The organism is uncultured Pseudoalteromonas sp. (assembly GCF_963922945.1).
Taxonomy (GTDB): domain Bacteria; phylum Pseudomonadota; class Gammaproteobacteria; order Enterobacterales; family Alteromonadaceae; genus Pseudoalteromonas.
Genome location: NZ_CAWUKC010000005.1, coordinates 1 through 22,439, shown reverse-complemented (window position 1 = coordinate 22,439; position 22,439 = coordinate 1). Strand labels below are relative to the sequence as shown.

Below are 22,439 nucleotides of genomic sequence, written 5' to 3'. Positions count from 1 at the left end.
TTTACATTTCAACTGCAACATCAATACTGTTAGCGTTTTTTGTACCATGTTGCTTTATTAATTGGCTTAACTGCGTTTTACACGAACCACAATTTGTACCGCATTTTAGTTTAGCCCCCAATTTATCTACTGTATTTTCACCACTTTTAATAGCGTTTATAATGGGTTGCTCACGTACTTTAAAGCAACTACATACTTGTGCGCCTTGAGTAAATTCTTCATCAGGCGTGGCATACAACAATGACTGTAATTGGCTAAAGGTTATTAAAGGCTCTGCAAATAAATGATTTATCCACTCAAGTGATATGTCTTTTTGAGCTGACGAAACCACCGCCACAAACACTAACTGCTGGTTTTGAATACACTGCACATGCATTGCTTTTGCACTGCCCATTGCCGACCACTGCCCTTGTAACCCTGTCAGTATTTGGCAATAATAAAGCAAATCATTTTGCGGCTCATTGAGCGCTAACTGGTAATTAACACAATGACTTGCGTTAACTTTAAGCCAAAAATCACTGTTAATATTAAGCTCTGTTTTGCTAAAAATTTGCATGTACTGAGCAAACTGCGCTTTAACTAAATCAACAGCACCATGCTTACATTCAGCTTGGCCCGAAATAGGGTCAACAACCGATTGATAAAGCCCACTTACCGTAGCGGATGAGGCAAATTGCTTATTCCAGTGAATAGGCATAAAACACTCACCTTTACGCACGGCATCCGTTACTTTTGCATGCGCTGTAACCTGCCCAGTTTTAGCATTTGCGGTTATTAAGTCGTTTTCTTTTACGTTTAATTTGCTGGCATCAATGGGGTTTATTTCAATGTATGGGCGCGTTATATGAGTAGAAAGCGCTGTACTTTTTCCGGTGCGGCTCATTGTATGCCACTGATCGCGTATTCGCCCTGAGTTCATTACAAACGGGTAATCACTTGATGTTTGTTGCACAGGAAGTTTGGGCGTTATAGGTATAAAACGGGCTTTTTTATCTGCGGTGCTAAATTGATTATTAACAAAAACCTGCCCGTTTTTATAGGGCTCATTTTTTAGTACCGGCCACATAACCGGTTTTAAGTTATCGTATTGCGCTTTTGTGAGCCCAACTAAGCCAGAAAGGTTTAATAATCGACTGCCGTTATTTTCAAAATCAGTCAGTTGTGCCCATTCTTCAAAAATGCCGCTGGGGTCTATAAAATCAAATCCTTCAAAACCCATTTTTTGGGCAACTAAACACATTATTTGCCAATCATTTTTAGCCCCCGAAAAGGGCTCAACTAGCGGTCGCTGCCTCGATATTCTGCGCTCGGAGTTAGTCACTGTGCCGTTTTTTTCGCCCCATCCGGTTGATGGAAACGCCACATTAGCAAATTTTAGCGTATCACTTTTGGCAATACAGTCAGACACAACCACCAGCTCACATTGCTCAAGTGCATTTTGTATTGCTGCATTGTTAGGCAGGCTCACCATAGGGTTGGTTGCCATTACCCAAATAGCTTTTATTTTCCCTTTGGCGATTTCATCAAACATATCAATTGCATTACAGCCTGCTTTTTTAGCGATTGTGGGTGATTGCCAAAAACGCTGCACTAACTGTTGATGCGCGTCGTTTTCAATGTCTAAATGTGCTGCTAATTGATTTGCCAAGCCCCCAACTTCACGCCCACCCATGGCATTGGGTTGCCCAGTTATAGAAAACGGCCCACAACCAGGCTTTAGCAATTTACCAGACGCTAAATGCGCATTTATAATAGCATTACACTTATCAACCCCTGAGCTTGATTGGTTAATGCCCATTGAATAAAAACTAATGGCGGTTGGACTTTTTGCAAATAAGGCGTAAAAGTCTTTCACTTGCTGCGCGTCGATATCACAAAAATCACTTACTTCTTTAATACTCCACTTTTTCGCCTCTGCAAGCGCACTATCAAAGCCGTTTGTATGCGCGTTTATAAATTGCGTATCTAAATAGTCATGTTCATTTAAATAATTAAGTAAGCCGTTATAAAGTGCTGCGTCGCTGCCTGGTTTTATACTTAAAAAGGTGTCGGCAAGTTCGGCTGTATCGGTTTTTCGCGGGTCGATAACCACGACTTTCATGTTTGGATTAAGCTTTTTTGCGCGCTCCATACGCTGGTATAGCACCGGGTGTGTCCACGCGGCATTAGAGCCAATTAAAATAAGTAGCTCAGTTTGCTCTAAATCTTCGTAGGTACATGGCACTACGTCCTCACCAAACGCTCGTTTATAACCGGCCACTGCCGATGACATACACAGCCTTGAGTTTGTATCTATATTGCCCGAGCCTATGTAGCCTTTCATTAGTTTATTGGCAACGTAGTAATCTTCGGTGAGTAACTGCCCCGATACATAAAACGCAACCGCACCCGCCCCATGCTCTTTAATAATAGCGTTAAGTTTAGTGGCAACGTGTTGTGTTGCAGCGTCCCAGCTAGCAGGTTCGTTATTAATAAGGGGCGATGTTAAGCGGTTATCGTTGCCGGTGGTATCAAGCAGGTGCGTGCCTTTAACACACAAGCGGCCAAAATTAGCGGGATGTTCGCGGGTGCCTTCAAGTTTTGTTGGGGTATTATTTAATAATGAAATATCAACCCCACAGCCTACGCCACAATAAGCGCAAGTAGTTTGTTTAAGCAAAGGCTTATTTGAACATGTGTTTAAAGATTCCATACTGCTCTCTTATTGTGAGTGTTAAGCGCTCTGTGATACAGGTTCATCGACAGGGATAATGTTGGCAATTTTATTATTAAGTGCACTACTAATAACGCTTTGCACTAATCTTTCACAGCCTCCACAACCCGTACTTGCTTTAGTGGCTTGTTGCACCTTATTTAGATCGCTACAGCCTTGTATAACCGCGTGTTCTATAGTGTGTTTTGTAACTTTGTGGCACGCGCAAATAATGGCATCACGTGGTAAATCATCAGCGCTTAGCTCACTCGTTTCACCTGCAAGCGGCATTATTAACGACTCTGCAGGCACACTGAGCTCAATACTGTTTAAGTGGTACTGTAATAAGTTATCGTATTCGCTGGTATCGCCAACCAGCACAGCACCTATAAGTTTGTTGCCTTGCTCATTGGTGACTACTTTTTTGTAAATACCGTTTGGCTGATCTTCAAAATAATAGCTAATTGCGCCTTCAGTGCGTGCGTGGGCATCACCAATTGAACCTACTTCAACACCCATTAATTTAAGCTTAGTGCTCATGTCGGCACCACTAAACTCATTAATATCTGATTTTAAATGATTTAAAACATGCCCCGCGGCTACTTTTGCCATAGCGTAGCCAGGTGCTACAAGGCCAAAAATAAAGTTATTCCAAAGGGCGCACTCGCCTATGGCGTATATGTTTTTATCACTCGTTTGGCAATGGTTGTTAATAACGATACCGCCGCGCTCACCTATTTCTAAATTAAACTCCCGGGCTAGGTTATCGTATGGGCGAATACCGGCCGAAAATACAATCATGTCGGTTTCTAGGGTTTGCCCGCCTTTAAAGCACATTTTATAGCGGCTGCTTTCCCCCTCAATAATTTGATCTGTCGCCACCGAGGTATGAACCGTAACGCCGAGCTCTGTAATTTTATTTTTCAGTAACCGCCCACCAGCCCCGTCTATTTGTGCACCCATAAGTTGTGGCGCAAATTCTATTACATGGGTTTGCAAACCAAGCTGTTTTAACGCGTTGGCTGCTTCTAGCCCTAATAAACCGCCACCAATTACCACACCCACTTTACTGGCATGTGCTGATTTTTTTATGGCGTGTAAATCGTTAATAGTTCTGTAAACTAGGCAATGCTCACGATCTTTACCTGGAATCGGTGGCACAAATGCAAATGACCCCGTTGCCAGTACTAACTTGTCGTACGCAAATGTTTTGCCTTTGGAGGTAGTAACCGTTTTTGCTTCACGGTTTATATCAACCACTTTTGAATGGGTATGAAAACACACTTGCCAATCTTGATAGGTTTTACTGCATGTAAGTGCTAAATCGTCTTCGGTTTTACCTTTAAAAAATGACGAAAGCTGAACACGGTCATAAGCGAGGCGGTCTTCACCGCTGAGTACGGTAATATCCATGTTTTGAGTATCACCTTGTTGTGATACTAGCTGTTGTACAAAATGATGCCCCACCATTCCGTTTCCGACGATGACAACACGCTGCTTGCTTGGCATTAAACTCACCTGTTTTGTTTAAAGTACCAACCCATAAATTAATACTTCAAACGTATAATTTGTTATGAAGTTGTTATAGCAATATGCAAGCCAGATATATAAACTTTAAATTTCATAAGCTTACAAAAATCATTACAGAAAAGATAAAGTGAAAGCACCACAAGCTGGCGCTATTGCACCAACTTGTAACGCTTTAGATTACGAGGATTAAACTGTGCCTAAGCGTTTAAAATTTAGCGCTTACCCAAACCCAAAGTTTTTGGGTATCAACTTTGCCTGCAGCGCTATCGCCTGCAGAATAATCGGCATATTTAGCGCCAATGGCATAAGTTTTATTAATAGGTTTAACGTATTGCACATTAAGCTCTGAGCCTAAATCATCAACGCCATTAACGCTGTCGTTGGCATCATAGTTGTGATACGCCACTAACCATTTACCGCCGTAAGCTTTACCATTTAAACTTACATAAGTGTCATCAAGCCCTTGTGCAGGTGTTGCTAAAAACGTATCCGCCCAACCATTAAATTTATGCATTGTGGCAAGCGGCGTAGCAAAGCCATACCCACCATTATCAGAGCCTAGCGACTCAATACCGGCTTTTAATGTAACGGCTTCAATGCCTAAATCGGCTAAATCAATACCGCCTTCAAGTGCGTAGTAATCGGTGTCAAAATCACTCACATTCGTTGAGGCAGATTGCCTTGCATATTCTGCTTTATAATAAACCTTAGTATCGCTGAGTGTTTTATTCCCCTTAAATGAAACACCATAGGTATCTAAGCTGTCATCATCTACTGCGTCGTTACTCAGTAAGTAACTGTATAAAACCACTTTACCTACGCTTGTTTTAAAGCTTGCATTAATAAGGTGATCGGATGAATCAATATCTTTGCTATCGGCAAAAATACGGTTGCGCTTGCTTATGTAGCTATAGTGCAAGTTAATATTATTAAATGTATAATTAAGCGTTGCCGCATCAAAAGTTTGCCAGTCTTGCCTAAAGCCAACGTGCCCTACAAATCGCTGCCCATCAAGCGCTATTACTTGCCTACCGACTTTAACTGATAACGCATTTTTAGCGTACTTAACAAAAGCCTGATCGACCTCTGTGGTTTCAGGGTCAGCTATTACTGAATAATTAGTATTTTTGCCCAAGGTATTGTTGTAATCGTCTACACCTAATAGGCTTCGGCTATCTTCTACCTCCAATAAAGCAGAAAAACCATTTACCTCGTCGGTTTTATGCGTAAGTCGGCTGCGCAGCGTTAGGCTACTGGCATCTTTTAATGCGTTATCTTGCTCAGCACTTTCAAAACGCAGTCTAAAATTAAGGTCGGTTTGCGCTGCAACACTAATTGAAGGCGCAGCAATGCACCCTATCATTAAAATAATAGGTAAGTTATTTTTATAATTTAACATGTTGGTCTCTTAGTTTTTAATTATGAGCACGCACAATAAAATAATAAATAAACACAGAGAAATGCTCTTCCAGACTAATACGGGATCGCGTTTCATTATAGGAATTTTGTTGGCTGAACTCTGTAATTGTGGATTAGGTTTACTAATATCTGTTAAAAAGTCAGAAAATGCGTGGTATCTGAGCTCTGGTTTTGGTGCAAGTGCTTTCATTAAAGCCTGATCTAACCAAAAGGGTATATCGGCTCGGTACTTGCGAATACTTGTGTATTGCCAATGGCTGTAATCAATAGGGGTATGATTTATTGGCAATGTTTTGTAAGGCAGCTTTGAGCACAATAGCTCGTAAGCAATTACCCCAAGCGAAAACATATCGCTTTTAAAATCAGCATGTAGCGAAATAAGTGTTTCAGGAGCCGTGTAATCAATAGTACCTTGCGGGCACTCATCGGCTATTTGCATAACCGACTCATTCATAGCTGCAACACTCACAGTTCCATAATCAATCAATGTTACTTTACCGTGAGCGTCTATCATCACGTTATCGAGTTTTAAATCACGGTGCACCATATCTAATCGCTGAAAAGCCCTGAGCGCATGCACTATTTGTTTAACAATACTGCGTACTTTAGCTATTTCTAAATACGGTACATCGTGTTTATAATCACTGAGGGTTTGCCCGTCCATGTACTCGCAAATATGATATAAAAACCGACTTTGCGACTGCGTATTTAAAACCTTCATAACATTTGGATGATCAATACGTTGCCCTACCCACCCTTCGCGTATAAAACCTTGAAGATAGTGTACATCGTCTTCAAAATTTACCGACGGTGCCTTTAATACAACCGGTGGCGTATCTGGCGCTTGTTGCACTAAGTAAATGTGAGAACGGCTACTTTCGTTAATTTTACGAATTACCGTGTATCCATCAATTACTTGTCCAACGTTTAACGCGGGTGGAATTTTGCGCTGCGTTAACGTTTGATAAAGCTCATCTAGATTCTGCTGCGCAATACTGTTTACTTTTACGAGTAAACAGCTCACGTTATCATCGCTTCCTTGTGCTATGGCACGTGAAGTTATGGCTTTTGCAGCAAACTCTAAATTGTTGTGGGCGTTTATTTCGTTAACTATTTCACTGTAAGGCAGTACATCGTGTACACCATCGCAAGTCAATATGTAAATATCATCGGCTTTTAATTCGACTTCGTAAACATCAATTTCTTGGTGTGGCTGAGCCCCTAAAGCACGCGTAAGCGTATCATTTACTTTATGGTCGCGTGTTATCGCTTCTATTTGATTATCACGTAAACGCGTAATGCGAGTATCCCCTAAATGAAATATATACCCCGTAGCCGATTTTAAAATAAGCGCCGTAAAGGTGGTCATCCAATCTGCTTGGCGTTGCCCTAAGTGGTTATAGTTAACTGATTGCGAATATAACCACTGATTCAAACTCGCCAATACCTTAGACACTGATTTTTTAACAGCCCAGCTGTCGGGAGTATTTAAATATTCATTTATAAAATGAATAACACTAAGCTGCGATGCTTGTTTGGCATTCTTTGCTGATGAACACCCATCTGCTATGCAAGCAACAGCCCCTTTTGTTTCTTTTTGTTCGTGTTCAGTATTTAAAGCCGCAAACGCATCTTGATTTTCATCTTTTATGCCTGCGTCACTGTGCCCACCAAAAGAAACATCCAGCGTATTATTACGAACTTGAGCGTGTTGGGTTTCATAAAACATTGTACATGCTACCTTAAGTAACTGAGATTAGTTCAACTGAGCCATCTTCGTTTACTTCTGTCATGTGGCCATCTGGTTCTTTCATAAAAAATAATGCAGCTAAACCTAACAATGCACTGGCAGCGATAATCATAAAGAAGGTTTGATAATCAACTAATGATAGCGCCGTTAAATATACAACCGCCCCTACGTTACCGTATGCACCGGTCATACCTGCAATTTGCCCAGTTAAACGGCGTTTAATGAGTGGCACAGCAGCAAAAACAGCGCCTTCGCCCGCTTGTACAAAGAACGAACACGCCATAGCAGCCGCTACCGCAAGCCAAAGTGGCCAGCTAGCATCAACTAACCCCATTACAAAGTAACCAACAGCTAACCCCGCAGTCAGTACAATAAGCGTTTTACGACGGCCCATTCTATCTGAGATCCAGCCACCACCAGGGCGCGAGGCTAGGTTCATAAATGCATAAGCAGATGCAAGTAAACCCGCGTACACCATATCGAGGCCAAACACCTCACTAAAAAATAACGGTAACATTGAGACTACAGCCAGCTCTGAGCCAAAAGTAGTAAAATAAAGAATATTTAACACAGCAACTTGCTTAAACTCATAACGGTGCGATTCTGGCACGGGTTGTTTAAAAATATGGCCATTAATGTCGTAAGTTTTATAAATTTCATACAGGTATAGCAGTACTAAAAATGCATATGTGCCAATCACAAAGTTTTCAGAGAGTAAACTTGCACCCGATGGCGATAACTTCCACGTAAGTAACGCTAATGCGCCGTACATAGGCAGTTTCATAATGAGTAATAATACAAAGTCACCTTTGCTTGTAACTTCCATTGCGCCAACTTTTTTAGGCTTAAAGTAAGTGCCGCCTTTAGGTGTATCCGATACATTTAAATACCAAATTACACCAAAAATCACACTTAACACACCAGTTAAGCCAATCGCGTAGCGCCAGCCATCGTCGCCACCAAACATAAGCGCTAACACCGGCAATAACATTGCCGCGGCTGCCGAGCCAAAATTACCCCAGCCACCATAAATCCCCTCAGCTGTGCCAAGCTCATTGGCCGGAAACCACTCGCTCACCATACGAATGCCCACTACAAAGCCCGCACCAATAAAGCCCATGGCAAAACGCGCGATAGCGGCTTGCTCAAATGTACTGGCCATTGCAAACATAAAACACGGAATGCTACATAAAATGAGTAAGGCTGCATAAACAATACGCGGGCCAAATTTATCTGTTAGCATACCTACCACAACACGCGCCGGAATAGTTAAAGCGACATTTAAAATTAATAGTGTTTTTACTTGTGCCATAGTAATACCTAGCGAGCCCGCTATAGCACCTAGTAATGGCGCATGGTTAAACCATACAAAAAAAGAGATAAAAAACACCATCCAGCTTAAATGCAGTATTTTCATTTTTCCGCTAAACGATATGAGATTAAACCCAGTATTCGGTTGCATGTTTTTTTCCTTGTAACGATTATTATTTTAAGCAGTGAGTACGACTTTGGTAGTAATAACACTGCGACGATTGTTAAATTAACGTTAACCAATTTCAGCAATTACTAAGCCAATAATTATTAGTTATGTTTTTCAATGGTTTATATTTTTGGGAAATATTATTTTTTTTGCTTTGCACTATTTCAGCAGCCTTGTTGGGCGTAAACAGTGCAAATAATTTTTAAGCTTTACTTGCTCTAGCTTTTAACTACTTGGTACTGTTACAAAAAATTATGAGAAAAAATAAATGCAAAAACAGCCTTTAACCTATCAGCAGCAATTACGCTATTCTCGCCATATTATGCTTCCTCAGCTGGATATAGATGGACAAGAAAAAATATGGCAAAGTCATGTTCTTATCGTGGGATTAGGTGGATTGGGCTGTCCAGTTGCGCAGTATTTAGCCGCATCAGGCGTAGGGCGTTTAACACTTGTTGATAACGATGTGGTTGATGCAACTAACTTGCAAAGGCAAGTGCTCTATAAACAAAGCGATGTAGGGAGCTTAAAAACCCACAGTGCAAAAAAGCAATTAACCCTTTTAAATAATGAAATAGAAATACACACCATTGATGAGTTTTTAGATGAAAGCTCGCACCTTGAGCAATTACTTAGCAAAGTGGATGTTGTTATTGACTGCTCTGATAACTTAGCAACACGTAATTTACTCAACAGTGCTTGTTATAATACCAATACGCCTTTAGTTTCGGGCTCTGCTATTAGGTTTGAGGGGCAAGTTGCTTGTTTTACAATGGCCCCAAATAGCCATTGTTACGGGTGTGTGTCACAGCTCTTTGGCGAACAAACTCAAAGCTGCTCAGAGTCGGGCGTGCTCTCCCCTATTGTAGGTCTTATCGGCAGTATTCAAGCAACTGAAGCCCTTAAAATTATTGCAGGGCTTAACAGCAAACTCACTGAGCAGCTATTACTTGTAGATGGCTTGAGTATGGAATTTAACCGTTTTAACATTGTTAAAAATAAGCACTGCTCAGTTTGCAGTGCTTAACTGAATACATTTAAACTGCATGGATGATGTTTAAAATTTAACTTAGCGTCTCTAAATTATTTATTGTTAAATAAACCTGCTCACTAAGTTGCACTGTGCTTTGTTGCCATTGCCTTTTAGAGACCACGCAATACAACATTTGCGTATCTACATTTACAGTAAGTAACCACTGATCATCGAGTTGCTGAGCATTTTCCAGAACCCCTGTTAGTATGTTTGCACTGCTCTCGTTGGCCGGCTTTGCCTTACTGTAGGTAATTTGACTGCTTTCTATAATTAATTTATAGCTTTGTTTTACAAGCGAAGGCAATACATATAAGTGCTGTAAGCTATTACTAAGAGCAAGCTGGTATAGACCAAAAGCATCATTAAACTCAGCCTTGCTGTAGCTAAGGATACTCAGTGGCGTTTGGCTCTTATTTGTATAAATACTTTGCACCACTTGTTGTGTTGCCCCAAACTTGAGCACTTTGCCTTTCGCTATATGTATTAATGTATCGCAACAATAAAGCAGCTCTTTTAAAGAGTGGCTAACAATAATAAATTTAATACCATGGGATTTATTGAGTTGTTGCACTACCCCCAACATAGTAAAACGCGTTGACCAATCTAGTGCACTAAATGGCTCATCAAGTAAAATAACTGATTGCCCACTTAGCAGTGTTCTTGCAAAAGTTACGCGCTGGCGCTCACCGCCCGAAAGCCCCACCACATCACGATTCAGTAAAGGGTTTAGTGCTAATAGATCAATTACCTGATCAGGCGTTAGGTTGTTACTTTTATTTTTACAATGCTTGTGAGTAAACAGTAAATTACCCATTACATCTAAATGTGGAAATAGCGGACACGACTGCAACTGCAAAGTAAGAAGGCGTTTATCAGGGTTTAAATGAGTAATGTTGTGATCGTTTATACACACATTTTGCGAGTCAGATAAACCCGCTATAGCTTGCAATAAACTCGACTTACCTGAACCCGAAGGGCCAAACACCCCTAAAATATCAAATTGATTTATCGTTAAATCAATATTTAGTTCAAAATCATCAAAATGCTGATGACATTTTATTTTAAGCACGATTAGCAGCTCCGTTTATAACGGTTTTATTAAATTTAAACAGCAACACTAAACACGCAAACGAAATAGCCAGTAATACCAAGGATAATTGGTGAGCTGCCCCATAATTAAGTGACTCTACATGGTCGTACAACGCAATAGACACCACTTGGGTTTCGCCTTGTATATTGCCACCAATCATAAGCACTAAGCCAAACTCCCCCAATGTATGGGCGAAGCCCAGTGCAAAGGCACTGCCTATACTTGGCTTTAATAGCGGTAAAGTTAAATACATAAATCGTTTAAATGGGCTAATACCCAAAGCAACTGCCGCTTGATTGTAAGTAGTATTTATTTGTTTAAAACCAGCAAGTAAAGGCTGCATCACAAACGGAAGTGAATAAAATAGTGAGCCAATAACCACTCCCTGAAAACTAAACGCGAGCTGTGTACCCGTGAGCCAAAACCAAAACTGACCAAATGCGTGAGTAGGTGAAAACAATACCAATAAATAAAAACCCATTAGCGTAGGTGGCAGTACCAAAGGCATGGCTATAAGCGCTTCTAATATAGGTTTTAGCTTACCTTTGTAACTGGCAAGCTGCCATGCAAGCGGAATACATATAATCAACAAAATAGCAGCCGTTATAAAGGCAAGTTTAATGGTAAGCCACAGCGCCGTAATATCACTTGCTAACATCACTGCCCTTTGCTTTGTAGCCTAGCTCTAATAGTGTTTTTGCAGTTGAGGGATCATTTAAAAAATCCATAAACTTTTTCGCCGTCGTTAAATGCTTAGAAGTGCTAATAATGACGCCTTGCTGCGTTATCTCAGGGTAATTTTTAGTGTCGATAAGCGAGTAATTTAAGTATTTTTTATTTTTAGTTTTACCATAAGCCGACTTTAACGTAGATAGCGCGACCAAGCCTTTAGCGGCATTACCTGTTTCTACAAACTGAAACGCATGGGTAATATTATTTGCATACACAAACTCATACGGTGTTTTTATATAATTTTTAGCATAGTGTGCTGATGCTTGCCCATAAGGTGAAAACCGAGGATTAGCAATGGCCAATTTATTATTAATCACTGAGTTGCTTGGCTGCCAAAGTGCTAATAAGCCTATTGCATAGGTAGTTAAGCTATCTTTAATCGCAAAGCCGTCATTTATAAGTGCTTGTGGACGCGTCGCATCGGCTGATAAAAAAATATCATATGGTGCTCCATGCATAATTTGCGAATGCAGTACCCCACTAGAGGCAGCCGATATTTTAAAGTTAATATTTTTCAGGGCAGGACTCGCTACCAAGGTTTGCAGCACAGGTTTAAAATTGCTCGCCACTGCGATATGCAGTGTTTCTTTTGCGCTAATGCAGTTGCTAAATAGCACTAACAGTAACAATAAATAACCACACCATGTATTGTAAAGCTTTAACATTATAAGTATTGTTTTAAAAATCAGAGACATTATAAAAAACAATATATATGAACGATGTATGCAATGCACCTGGTTTATTACCAGTAGAAACCGCAATAAGTAACATGCTAAGCGCTATTAGCTTTAATAAAGGCACCGAAACTATTTCTATTATGCGCAGCGCTGGCCGTGTTTTAGCAAGTGATATTAAATCTAGTATTAATGTGCCTGCTCACGATAATTCAGCAATGGATGGCTATGCACTATGCCTAAGTGAAGGGCTAACCACCTATCAGCAAGTAGGCAGCGTGTTTGCAGGGCAAACCTTTGAAGGCACTTTATCTGCCGGGCAATGCGTTAGAATAATGACCGGCGCGGCACTGCCCCCAGGCGCTAATGCAGTTGTGATGCAAGAAAACGCCACTGCAGATAACGACAAAATAACATTTACAGGTAATATTGAGCTCAATAATAATGTGCGCTTTGCCGGTGAAGACATTGCTAAAGATAGCGTTGTTTTTAAAGCAGGCAGAAAACTAAAAGCAGTCGATGTAGGCTTACTTGCCTCTATTGGTATTAACCAAGTAAGTGTATATGAAACACTTAAAGTTGCGGTGTTTTCTACAGGAGATGAACTTATAGAGCCTGGCAATGCGCTTCCTGCTGGCGCTATTTATGAAAGTAATCGAGCAGTTATTTTAAACGAGCTTAATGATAACAATATAGAAGTAATTGATTTTGGCATTATCGCTGATGATAAAAGCCTGATTAAAAAAACATTTTTAAAAGCAAATGAGCAAGCAGACGCTGTAATAAGCTCTGGAGGCGTATCGGTTGGTGAAGCCGATTTTACCAAAGAAGTATTAAATGAGATTGGCGATATCCATTTTTGGAAAATTGCCATGAAACCGGGTAAACCCTTTGCGTTTGGTAAATTACCTAACAGCTACTTTTTTGGTTTACCAGGTAACCCAGTATCAGCGGCTGTAACGCTTGAGCGACTTGTAAAACCCGCCCTTACAAAGCTTTCAGGAAATGAGCAAACTGCTAAGTTACGTTTAAAAGCGACTACAACCACACTGATTAAAAAGCGCCCCGGCCGTACCGACTTTCAACGCGGTATTGCCAGTACCGACGAAAACAATAACCTGTTGGTAACGCCTATAAATAAGCAAGGCTCGGGAGTTTTGTCATCGCTTAGTCAAGCCAATTGCCTTATTGTGGTACCAGCCGAAAGTGGCAATATCGAAAAAGACGAAACCGTAGAAATAGAGCTACTATAACTAATACCAATTTGTTTAGTTAGCAGTATATAAGGACAAGTAATAAAAAAGCCCAGCAAGTATGTGCAACTTGCTGGGCTTAAGTTTAGGTTTAAACCGCGATTAAAATAACGACTCAAACTCACCATTAGGAAATAACACCCCAGGGATACCACGCACTGCGGTTACATCTGCAATTTTAGTATCGCCTAAATACAACCCGCCGTTGTAGTTACTGCCAGCTTGTTTTACATCAAGCCAGCGGCCGTTTTCACCTTTAGCGGTTAAGCTAATGTTGCTATTTACTTCTCTAATACGTAAATCTAAGGCCTTTTGTTTAACACTAATAAATATATCACTACTAGTTAGCTGCGATAAATCAATAACATCACCTACGTACGCTAAGCTAAAATCACTTGCACCACCTAATGGCAAATCAAGCTCTAAGCCAAACATGAGATCATCGTTTTCAGCACCTGAAAGGGGTGATGCTTCTAATGCCGTAATATGAAAAGGCGTTATTTGAATATCACTTTGAAACTGCCCTTCAAATTCAAATGAAGATAAAGAGGTCACTTCCTCTGCAAACGCCGATACAAATCGATTCAGATCCAATGATAACTGCCCTGTAAGCTCGCCTGCTTGTTTAGTAATAGCAACATCAGTACTTAAATTTGCAATACCCGTTTGCGCATCAGGTAATAACTCGCTTTGTTCACTTGTCCCATCCAGCTCAATCAGTAGCTCACTAACATCAACATTCAAGCGTGTATCACCGTTCACTACAAAAGCACTCATTACCCCTTCAATTTTATCACCTAACACACCACTGACTCTGAAAGTAGGAATAGACATATCTATGTTCACAGGTAGTCCATCGTAAGTACCTGTAATTAGCCATTTGTAGGGTGATGTTGAGTAGCTAATATCAAGATTACGTAACGTGTATTGCCCATCATTTGCAGAAACTTCCGCAAGTGGCGAGTAATTAATGAGCACTTCGTTAATTACTTCAGCAAGTACAGTAATCGCTTTTTGTGTATCATCGTCAAGAGCACTTTCGAGTTGTTCCAGTTTAGCGTCTATATCATCAGCATAAGTTGTTTCTTGTAAACGAATAACACCCAGTGCGTCTCTAATATTTTCAAGTAATTCGCGCGACTCGAGTGCTTGCTCAGCTTCTACTTTTTGTTGCCAATTGGTATAGCTTGTCACACTCGCAATAGTTTGCTTAACCTCACCTGCAACACTTTGAATCAAACCATTGCCCTGCTGACTGTATAGATTATCTGCAAGGTATTGATCAGCTAAATTACTGTAGGTTTGCCATGCACTGGTGTCATCCTGCTGAGTGATAAAATCATTAAATGCAGTGGCTAAGTCAAAGTCATCAACAGACACGCCAGCTACAATTGCACCATAGGTAAAGGCGTTAGCTACAATTTCAGCCTCTAACGTATTACTTAAACTGCTGTGTGTGAGTTGATAAAACGGGCTTGCTGATAAGCTCGCAAGAGTTGCATCATAATTAGCGGCAGTGATCGCTGTACTCATTGGCGAGAAAAAGACTTCGTTAACGCCAGGCGCAACATAAGCACGGGCGGCATAATTTAAATTAACGCCAGTTATCTCTTCAAAATCAATTAAACGGTTCTCGTTTATATCGTTTACATCGCCGCGCAACGTTCTGCCGCAGCCTGTAAAGCGTGGGCATGGCAAAGCACTATCGTCAGGTATAAATTCAAATGTATAAAAATTAAGAGGCGATACGCTCACGCTAGCGGTATTTATATTTTCAACTGCAACAGATTCAACGACATTGCCTTGGCTGTCTAATTGATTAAGCGTACCTTTAGCTGATTGCCACTGAGGCACATAAAAGTTTACGGTAGAAGTAGATGCAACGCTTATTTCAACCGCTTCGTCACTGCTATCATTTGAAGAGCCGCCACAGCCACTAAGCGCTACAGCAACTGACAAAGGTAAAAGTTTTTTTAACATCTTCATTCCTTAAAACTTAATGTTCATGTACCAATTTACATTCGCATAATAAGCTTTATCTAAATCTAAGCTGTCGGTTTGTAAATTAAGGCCAAAGTACTCGTTTTCAATTCCGACTAAAAACGCTTCACTTTTTGTTTCATAGCCAGCTTGTACTTTCCAATGATCCCAAAAGTGAATGCGCCCTTTTAATTGGCTAAACGTGTCTTCATCATATTTCTTTACGATCAACGCCGTTGAATATCGATTATTGATTCGATAATCTGCAAAAGCGGCAATACGCATTTCCATATCAAGTGTGTGCGACTGGGTATTACCAAAAGCAGATGTTTGTAGTGCCACAGTCGGTGTAGAAACCACATCACCATTTTCATTTTCACTAAATGGAACTTCTGTTGTTTGCCCTTTTACCGAGCCGGTATCATCAAAATCCGTTTTATAAAGTAGATCTTTTACACTTAAGCCTACTTTTAAATCGTCATTTACTTGCCAATCAGCAAAAATATCTAAGCTATAACCTAAGCCTTCTGGGTTTTCAGAGGGGGTAAATTTTTTAAATAAAATATCTTTCGAAAAATTATAATCAGCTGTAATACTACCCTCAACCTCGTCACTAAACACTCGCCCATCTACAGACGCATCTTGAAAATGTGTACTAGCAAACACAGATACTTTTGGCGTAATCGTTAACGCGTTTTTATCTAAAAACTTAAAATCGTATGAAACAAATACCCCATTAGAGGTAACTTGTTTTGCATCTAATTGGTACGTGTAAAATCGCTCTTCAAAGGGTAAATCGTTTTTTTCTAAATAAGTATAAAGTGCAGTATCAGGGTCAAAACTAAGTACATAGTCATAACGGCTTTGCAAACCCACTTTAAAGTTGTTGTAACCTACACCAATTTCAAAAATATTATAAGTAAATGCACTATCGCCAGACTTAATAGGCTCGTCAAAATCATCTACAAATGCTTGTACTGGCTGTGCCTCAGTGTAAATTTCGGCGTCAAAGTGAGTAAATATTTGAAATTGATTATTTGCAGAAGCTAGAGGTGAAAGTAGAGCAGTTGAAAATCCTAACAAGAGAATTTTTTTTTTCATAATTTAATCGCTTTCTATAAAAAAAGGGAAAAGCACAGCGCTTTTCCCTTTTATAGTTTAAGTATTAGTTAGATGAGTCAATTAAAGTCACATCTGTGTACTCAATTACTTCATCATCAATGTAAGTAATCGAAACACCATTTGTAACTTTAGTTGCGGTACCAAAGGTCATCATCATGCCATCGTACATGGCTTTAACATCGCCCATGTAACCAGCTGATTCAGTACCCGACATAGTCAGCGTGTAACCCATAGCAGCATCGCCATTGACTTTGATTTCAAGCATAGTCATGTCTTCATCACCGCTGCCATCAACCTCAGACATTACGCTAAAGTCTAAGTCACCAGATACGCCAGCTAGTTCTAGCATAGCCATATCAGTTTCATCCATGCCGCTAAGGTTTAGCGTACCCATAAAGCCTGAGTCACCGTCCATAATCTCAACACGGTTCCAAGCTTGCGCCATAGTCAGCTCAGCATCGTCAACCGTATCTGCTGTTACAGCACCGTCAAAAGTAAATACTAAACACGAATCAATTTGTGTTGAATCGGTAATAGTACCATCAGCAAATGCTTGACACTCTGCTAGTGCATCAGCGGCTACATCGCCTGTTACAAGCTCAACAGTCGCATCGCTGTCGGTTTCTAGCATGCCACCCCAAGCAACTACAAGCTGGTCATCTTGATACGCTGCTGATGCAGTGATCTCGCTGCCAGTCGTTGAGTTTGTAAGCATTAGCGTTAAGTCGTCTAGGCTGTAATCGTAGTCCCACTCAGGGTGTGTTGTTGAAGTACCTTGACCAGAATTCCCCATATCGGCAAGCTCTTCAAATACATCAAATAACACTTCAGCTGTATCGTAAAGTGCATCGCCACCCGTGCTTGTTAATACCGTCATGGTAGAAAGTGACATTGACGTTTCTTTAACAGATGCTGTAGCCACTGCAAGGTCTGCTTCTGCTTGTAAGCTAAGCGCAGTCACAAGTTGCTCGTTTGCAAGTTCAGCTTGTATTTGTGCAGCTTCTGCCATCGTATTTGCGCTTGCAATTAAGTCATCAGCTTCAGTCATATCAGCTTCAGTTACTGCTAAAGCATCATACTCTTTTGCAGCTTCTAAGGCTTGTGCAATCGCAAGTTCAAGTGCATCTACAGCAGCAGAAAAATCAGAAGCAGCAGTCACCGCAGCATCAACTAATTCAACAGTTGCTTGTGCATCGTCACCCGAGTCAACGGCAGCTTGCGCAGCATCAAGTGCACTAGTTGAAGCGGCTTCAGCTGTATCTGCAGCTGTTTTCTTTTCACTTGCAACATCGGCTGTATCCATAGCAACTTCTTTAGCGGCTGCTACTTCAATCTCATACTCAGTAACAGCAGCTTCTGCATCAGCTACTAATTGCGCAATTGCTGCATCATATGCGCTTACGTTTTCAACCTCTACTAAAGCTGCATCTTGTAAATCAGTTGCAGTATCAAGTACACCTTGGTAATCAGAGCTTTGAGCTACAAGTAAAGCCCCAGTGCTAACATAGCCTTGTGCTTGCACATATACTTTGTTTGTTGCTGTTGCTAAATCAGCTGCTTTTGCCTCATTTTCAAGTGCAGCTACAGCAGCAACAAATGCAATTGCAGAGTCGGCATCGGTAACTGCATCACCACCTAGCGCTTGAACATCAGCAAGCATTGCTTCAGCAGCATCTACCGATGCTTGAAGCTCTGTAAGCTCAGTAGTAGATGCATCAATTTGTGCTGATAAAGCAACTGCTAAATCAGCAAAAAACTCGTCACCAGCCACACACTCATCGCCTGTACAACCAAGCTCTTCTAAGGCTTCTTGTACAGTACCTGCAAGCTCTGCTAATTCAGCATCACTGGCTGCGCCGTTTTTAACTGCCTCATCTTTTGCAGCTTTTGCTTTAGCTGCAATACCAGCAGAGTTTTGCGCAAATGCAGAAATTTCGCCAGCTGTTGCATCAGGGTTATTAGCTAAGTAGGCTGCTTCTAATGCCGCTTTAATTGCATCTTCGTCGCCCGTTGCAATAGCTACAAATACGCTTGCAGTGCTAGACACCACAGTTTGTAATGTTTCTGCGATATCTGTCGTGCTTAAAGTACCTGCTTCAATGCCTGCGGCAATACTTGTCATAGCATCCGAAATTGACGGTAAACCCTGAATAGAAGAAGACAGCTGCGCGATCATTAACACGCCTTGCGAAAGCGCTTCTTCACCATCAACATCACTTAAATCTACAGCACCACCATTAGATACATCACCAATTAGAGCTGATAATAATACGGCTGCATCTGGGCCCATTACCTGAATAACCGTATTTAAGCTTGTATCAGCAATTGCATCTGCATCAACCTCACCTTCAGCTTCAAGTAGGGCTTGAGCAACTAGCGTAGTTAAAAAAGTTACATTGGCTTTAAACGAACGCGCTACATTTGCATCACCTGCAGCACCACTTGCACCAGAGCTATCAGCTTCTGCTGGGGCAACGTATTTAACAACAGAGAGCTCTAGATCTGCTTTATACCATTCGCCAAATTCAATATTAGTATCACCATCATTTACATCATCAGCCTCTGGTGCGTCATCATAAACGCCACAGCCAACATATGCATCACAACGTAAGAAGCTATCATCACCTTCTTCAGCAGTAGCGACAGTTATATAAACAGGTCCTGTAAAGTCGTCTTCAAGGTAGATGCTGTAACTACCGTCATCGCCAGTTACTAAAGCATCAGGGTTTCCTGCAATTTTACTCGCTTCTACAGCTGCATCTGCTGCTGCTTGCGATGTTGCTTCACCCGTAAATGTTTCAGCTTCAGCTGATGCTTCTAATCTAAACGCAACAGGAACACTTTCACCTGACGCGTCTAATGTCATCACGCTAACAACGGCACCTTTCATCGCGCCTTTAACAGCTTTACCTGTTATTTCTACGTTAAATTGCGCGTCATCAGATGAAGTAACAGATTCAACGGGAGGAACATAAGTGTTTCCGTCGTTGTCTGAACCACAACCCGCTAAACCTAAAGTAAGTGCAACCGAAGCTGCAATTGGGGTAATTTTAGTCATACGCTGTGCCATTTATTTCTCCTTGATAGCCTGCAATGAGTATCAGAAATTTATTTATTAAATATTCAAGTGAAAGTTTACAAAAAAACATAAACAGTCACACAATAACAACCTTTGTTACTTATAGATTAAAGTAACATTAAGTAGTGAGTTTTTGCTACATTTTTATACGTTTTAAGTACAAGTTTTTACCAAAAATTTAAACGACGCTTCTTCATAGGCTTTACTATTTTTCAATAACATATGTTAAAACCATTAAGAAGCATCGCTCTGGCGTACCATATATTCACTATATTAAGTGAATATTACATTTAATTTAGTTTGTTAATAATATTCTTCAAGTAAATGCGGCAGATACGATAAAAAAAACGCCCGTCGAAGCTAATATAATGAAAAAGGATTAATTTTGTAGTTTTTTGGAAAGGAGTTTTTTAAACACAATGTTTACGGTGTTTAGGTTTAACTAAACATGTTAAGAGTCAATAACGACTGGGGTTATCGTTAATGACTCAATATAAAACATTAAAATCAGCTTACTGCAAAGCCCTCACTACGCCTTCCATAAGTACGCGGGCGCTGCGGCTCATACTTGCTTTGGTTACTTGCCAATCACCGTCTATTATTCTAGCTTGTGCGCCTACTTTAAGTGTGCCTGAGGGGTGACCAAAGTTAACTTCGTTTAACGTACCGCCACCAGCGGCTTTATTTACCAACGTACCTTCAATAGCCGCGGCTGCGCCTATAGCCACTGCAGCTGTGCCCATCATCGCATGATGAAGCTTGCCCATAGACATAGCACGCACTAATAAATTAATTGTTGCAGCTTCAATAAACTTTCCGCTGGACGCGTTATAATCTATTGGTGCTGCAACAAAAGCCACTTTAGGCGTATGTTGGCGTGTTTGCGCTTCGTTAATATTAGCTATTAAGCCCATTTTTACTGCGCCATGAGCGCGTATTGTTTCTAGTTTTTTAAGCGCAGCAGTATCATTATTTATGTCATCTTGTAGTTCAGTGCCGGTATAGCCAATGTCGCTTGCATTAATAAACACAGTAGGTATACCCGCGTTGATCATGGTGGCTTTTAAAGTACCAACTCCCGGTACATCTAAGTCATCGACTACATTACCTGTTGGAAATAATGCGCCTTCGCCGTCTGCTGGGTTCAAAAACTCAAGTTTTACCTCAGCCGCAGCAAAGGTAACACCGTCGAGCTCAAAGTCACCGGTTTCTTGTACTTCGCCATGGGTCATAGGCACATGCACTAAAATACTTTTTTTAATATTAGCCTGCCACACGCGCACAATAGCAACACCGTTATCAGGTACTCTGCTTTTATCCACTAAGCCATTCGTTATTGCAAACGCACCCACTGCGCTGGTTAAATTACCGCAGTTACCGCTCCAATCTATAAAGGGTTTATCTATTGCCACTTGGCCAAATAAATAATCCACATCGTGATTAGGTTGCTCGCTTTTACTTAATATAACCGTTTTACTGGTACTTGACGTAGCACCGCCCATGCCATCAGTTTGTTTACCGTAAGGATCGGGGCTGCCAATTATGCGTAACAGTAAATTATCGCGCGCCTCACCCGCCACTTGGGCGGGTTTTGGTAAATCGGTTAACTTAAAAAACACGCCTTTACTGGTGCCGCCACGCATGTAAGTTGCCGGTACTTTAATTTGTGGTTTAAACATAGTGCTCCTCCTTATGCAGACTGTGTTGCTTCTAAAAAGTCTTGTGCAAAACGTTGCAATACACCACCAGCAGCATAAATAGAAAGCTCCTCTTGGGTATCCAATCTACATTTCATAGGTACCGTTAATACCTCACCATTTTTACGCGTAATTACTAAATCAAGTACAGCGCTAGGTGAAGGCTTGCCTTTTACATCAAAAGTTTCGCTGCCATCAATATTGAGTGTTTTGCGAGTCGTACCGGGTTTAAACTCCAAAGGTAATACACCCATACCAATTAAGTTTGTACGGTGAATACGTTCAAAGCCCTCTGCAGCTATCACTTCAACGCCTGCAAGCCTTACACCTTTGGCGGCCCAATCGCGAGACGAGCCTTGGCCGTAATCTGCACCCGCTACAATTATAAGCGGCTGCTTACGCTGCATATAAGTCTCGATCGCTTCCCACATACGTATGTTAGTGCCTTGTGGCTCTAAACGCGCGTATGAGCCTTGTTTAACCTCGCCGTTTTCATCACGTACCATTTCGTTTAACAATTTTGGGTTTGCAAACGTGGCGCGCTGTGCGGTTAAGTGATCGCCTCGGTGGGTTGCATACGAGTTAAAATCCTCTTCAGGAACATTCATTTTCGTTAAGTATTCACCCGCCGCACTGCTTGCCATAATTGCGTTTGATGGCGATAAATGATCCGTTGTAATGTTATCGCCAAGTACAGCAAGCGCGCGCATGCCGGTCATGGTGCGCTCACCTGCAAGGGCGCCTTCCCAGTATGGCGGTCGGCGAATATAAGTACTTTGCTCGCGCCAGTTGTATAGCGGGTCGTTGTCTTCACCGTAATCAACGGTTAAGTCAAACATAGGCTCGTACACTTTTCTAAATTGCTCTGGCTTAACGCTTTGCTTGATTACTTCATCTATTTCTTCATC

General features: G+C 41.1%; 14 protein-coding genes and 1 pseudogene. 2 read left to right on the top strand and 13 right to left on the bottom strand.

Annotated features, from left to right (window positions below):
* Position 1: 1 nt before the first annotated feature.
* From AABI99_RS01940 to AABI99_RS01920, 5 genes are all read right to left on the bottom strand, one after another.
* Positions 2–2,692 (bottom strand): molybdopterin-dependent oxidoreductase, encoded by a 2,691-nt coding sequence (locus AABI99_RS01940; RefSeq protein ID WP_338362980.1) that lies wholly within the window; start codon positions 2,690–2,692, stop codon positions 2–4.
* A 21-nt stretch (positions 2,693–2,713) separates the two neighbouring features.
* Positions 2,714–4,201, bottom strand: a complete 1,488-nt coding sequence (locus tag AABI99_RS01935; RefSeq protein ID WP_338362979.1) for an FAD-dependent oxidoreductase — start codon at positions 4,199–4,201, stop codon at positions 2,714–2,716.
* A 226-nt stretch (positions 4,202–4,427) separates the two neighbouring features.
* A complete protein-coding gene (locus AABI99_RS01930; RefSeq protein WP_338362978.1) occupies positions 4,428–5,621 on the bottom strand; it encodes an alginate export family protein in 1,194 nt (397 codons plus the stop codon).
* A 9-nt stretch (positions 5,622–5,630) separates the two neighbouring features.
* Positions 5,631–7,370 (bottom strand): bifunctional protein-serine/threonine kinase/phosphatase, encoded by a 1,740-nt coding sequence (locus tag AABI99_RS01925; RefSeq protein WP_338362977.1) that lies wholly within the window; start codon positions 7,368–7,370, stop codon positions 5,631–5,633.
* Between the two features lie 13 nt (positions 7,371–7,383).
* Complete coding sequence (locus tag AABI99_RS01920; RefSeq protein ID WP_338362976.1) at positions 7,384–8,853, bottom strand: NarK family nitrate/nitrite MFS transporter; 1,470 nt, start codon at positions 8,851–8,853, stop codon at positions 7,384–7,386.
* A gap of 286 nt (positions 8,854–9,139) precedes the next feature.
* On the opposite strand from AABI99_RS01920, the gene moeB reads away from it, so the two are divergent.
* Positions 9,140–9,898 carry a molybdopterin-synthase adenylyltransferase MoeB gene (gene moeB / locus AABI99_RS01915; protein ID WP_338362975.1) on the top strand — a complete coding sequence of 253 codons (759 nt, stop codon included), beginning with the start codon at positions 9,140–9,142 and terminating at the stop codon, positions 9,896–9,898.
* A 37-nt stretch (positions 9,899–9,935) separates the two neighbouring features.
* Here moeB and AABI99_RS01910 read toward each other — a convergent pair whose 3' ends face one another.
* Genes AABI99_RS01910 through modA form a run of 3 tightly spaced genes read right to left on the bottom strand, consistent with a single transcriptional unit; the run spans position 9,936 to position 12,391 of the window.
* On the bottom strand, positions 9,936–10,973 hold the full coding sequence (locus AABI99_RS01910; RefSeq protein ID WP_338362974.1) for an ATP-binding cassette domain-containing protein: 1,038 nt from the start codon (positions 10,971–10,973) through the stop codon (positions 9,936–9,938).
* Positions 10,966–11,652 (bottom strand): molybdate ABC transporter permease subunit, encoded by a 687-nt coding sequence (gene modB / locus AABI99_RS01905; RefSeq protein WP_337849573.1) that lies wholly within the window; start codon positions 11,650–11,652, stop codon positions 10,966–10,968. Before modB ends, AABI99_RS01910 begins: the two co-directional genes overlap by 8 nt.
* Positions 11,639–12,391, bottom strand: a complete 753-nt coding sequence (gene modA / locus AABI99_RS01900) for a molybdate ABC transporter substrate-binding protein (protein ID WP_338362969.1) — start codon at positions 12,389–12,391, stop codon at positions 11,639–11,641. The genes modB and modA overlap by 14 nt, the downstream gene beginning before the upstream one ends.
* Positions 12,392–12,438: 47 nt before the next feature.
* Here modA and glp point away from each other — a divergent pair, with 47 nt between their 5' ends.
* Positions 12,439–13,653: a gephyrin-like molybdotransferase Glp gene (gene glp / locus AABI99_RS01895; RefSeq protein WP_338362968.1), complete on the top strand. Its 1,215-nt coding sequence runs from the start codon at positions 12,439–12,441 to the stop codon at positions 13,651–13,653.
* Positions 13,654–13,755: 102 nt separating this feature from the next.
* Here glp and AABI99_RS01890 read toward each other — a convergent pair whose 3' ends face one another.
* The 5 genes and pseudogenes from AABI99_RS01890 to AABI99_RS01870 form a co-directional block, all read right to left on the bottom strand.
* The gene (locus AABI99_RS01890) at positions 13,756–15,633 is read right to left on the bottom strand and encodes a hypothetical protein (protein ID WP_338362966.1); all 1,878 of its coding nucleotides are present in this window, start codon (positions 15,631–15,633) and stop codon (positions 13,756–13,758) included.
* Positions 15,634–15,642: 9 nt separating this feature from the next.
* The gene (locus AABI99_RS01885) at positions 15,643–16,734 is read right to left on the bottom strand and encodes a hypothetical protein (RefSeq protein WP_338362965.1); all 1,092 of its coding nucleotides are present in this window, start codon (positions 16,732–16,734) and stop codon (positions 15,643–15,645) included.
* Positions 16,735–16,798: 64 nt separating this feature from the next.
* Positions 16,799–19,825, bottom strand: coding sequence for a hypothetical protein (locus AABI99_RS01880; RefSeq protein WP_338362964.1), 3,027 nt, complete (start codon positions 19,823–19,825; stop codon positions 16,799–16,801).
* 521 nt (positions 19,826–20,346) lie between these two features.
* The gene (gene prpF / locus AABI99_RS01875) at positions 20,347–21,513 is read right to left on the bottom strand and encodes a 2-methylaconitate cis-trans isomerase PrpF (protein WP_338362963.1); all 1,167 of its coding nucleotides are present in this window, start codon (positions 21,511–21,513) and stop codon (positions 20,347–20,349) included.
* 11 nt (positions 21,514–21,524) lie between these two features.
* A pseudogene (locus tag AABI99_RS01870) lies at positions 21,525–22,439 on the bottom strand (Fe/S-dependent 2-methylisocitrate dehydratase AcnD); the annotation flags it as partial.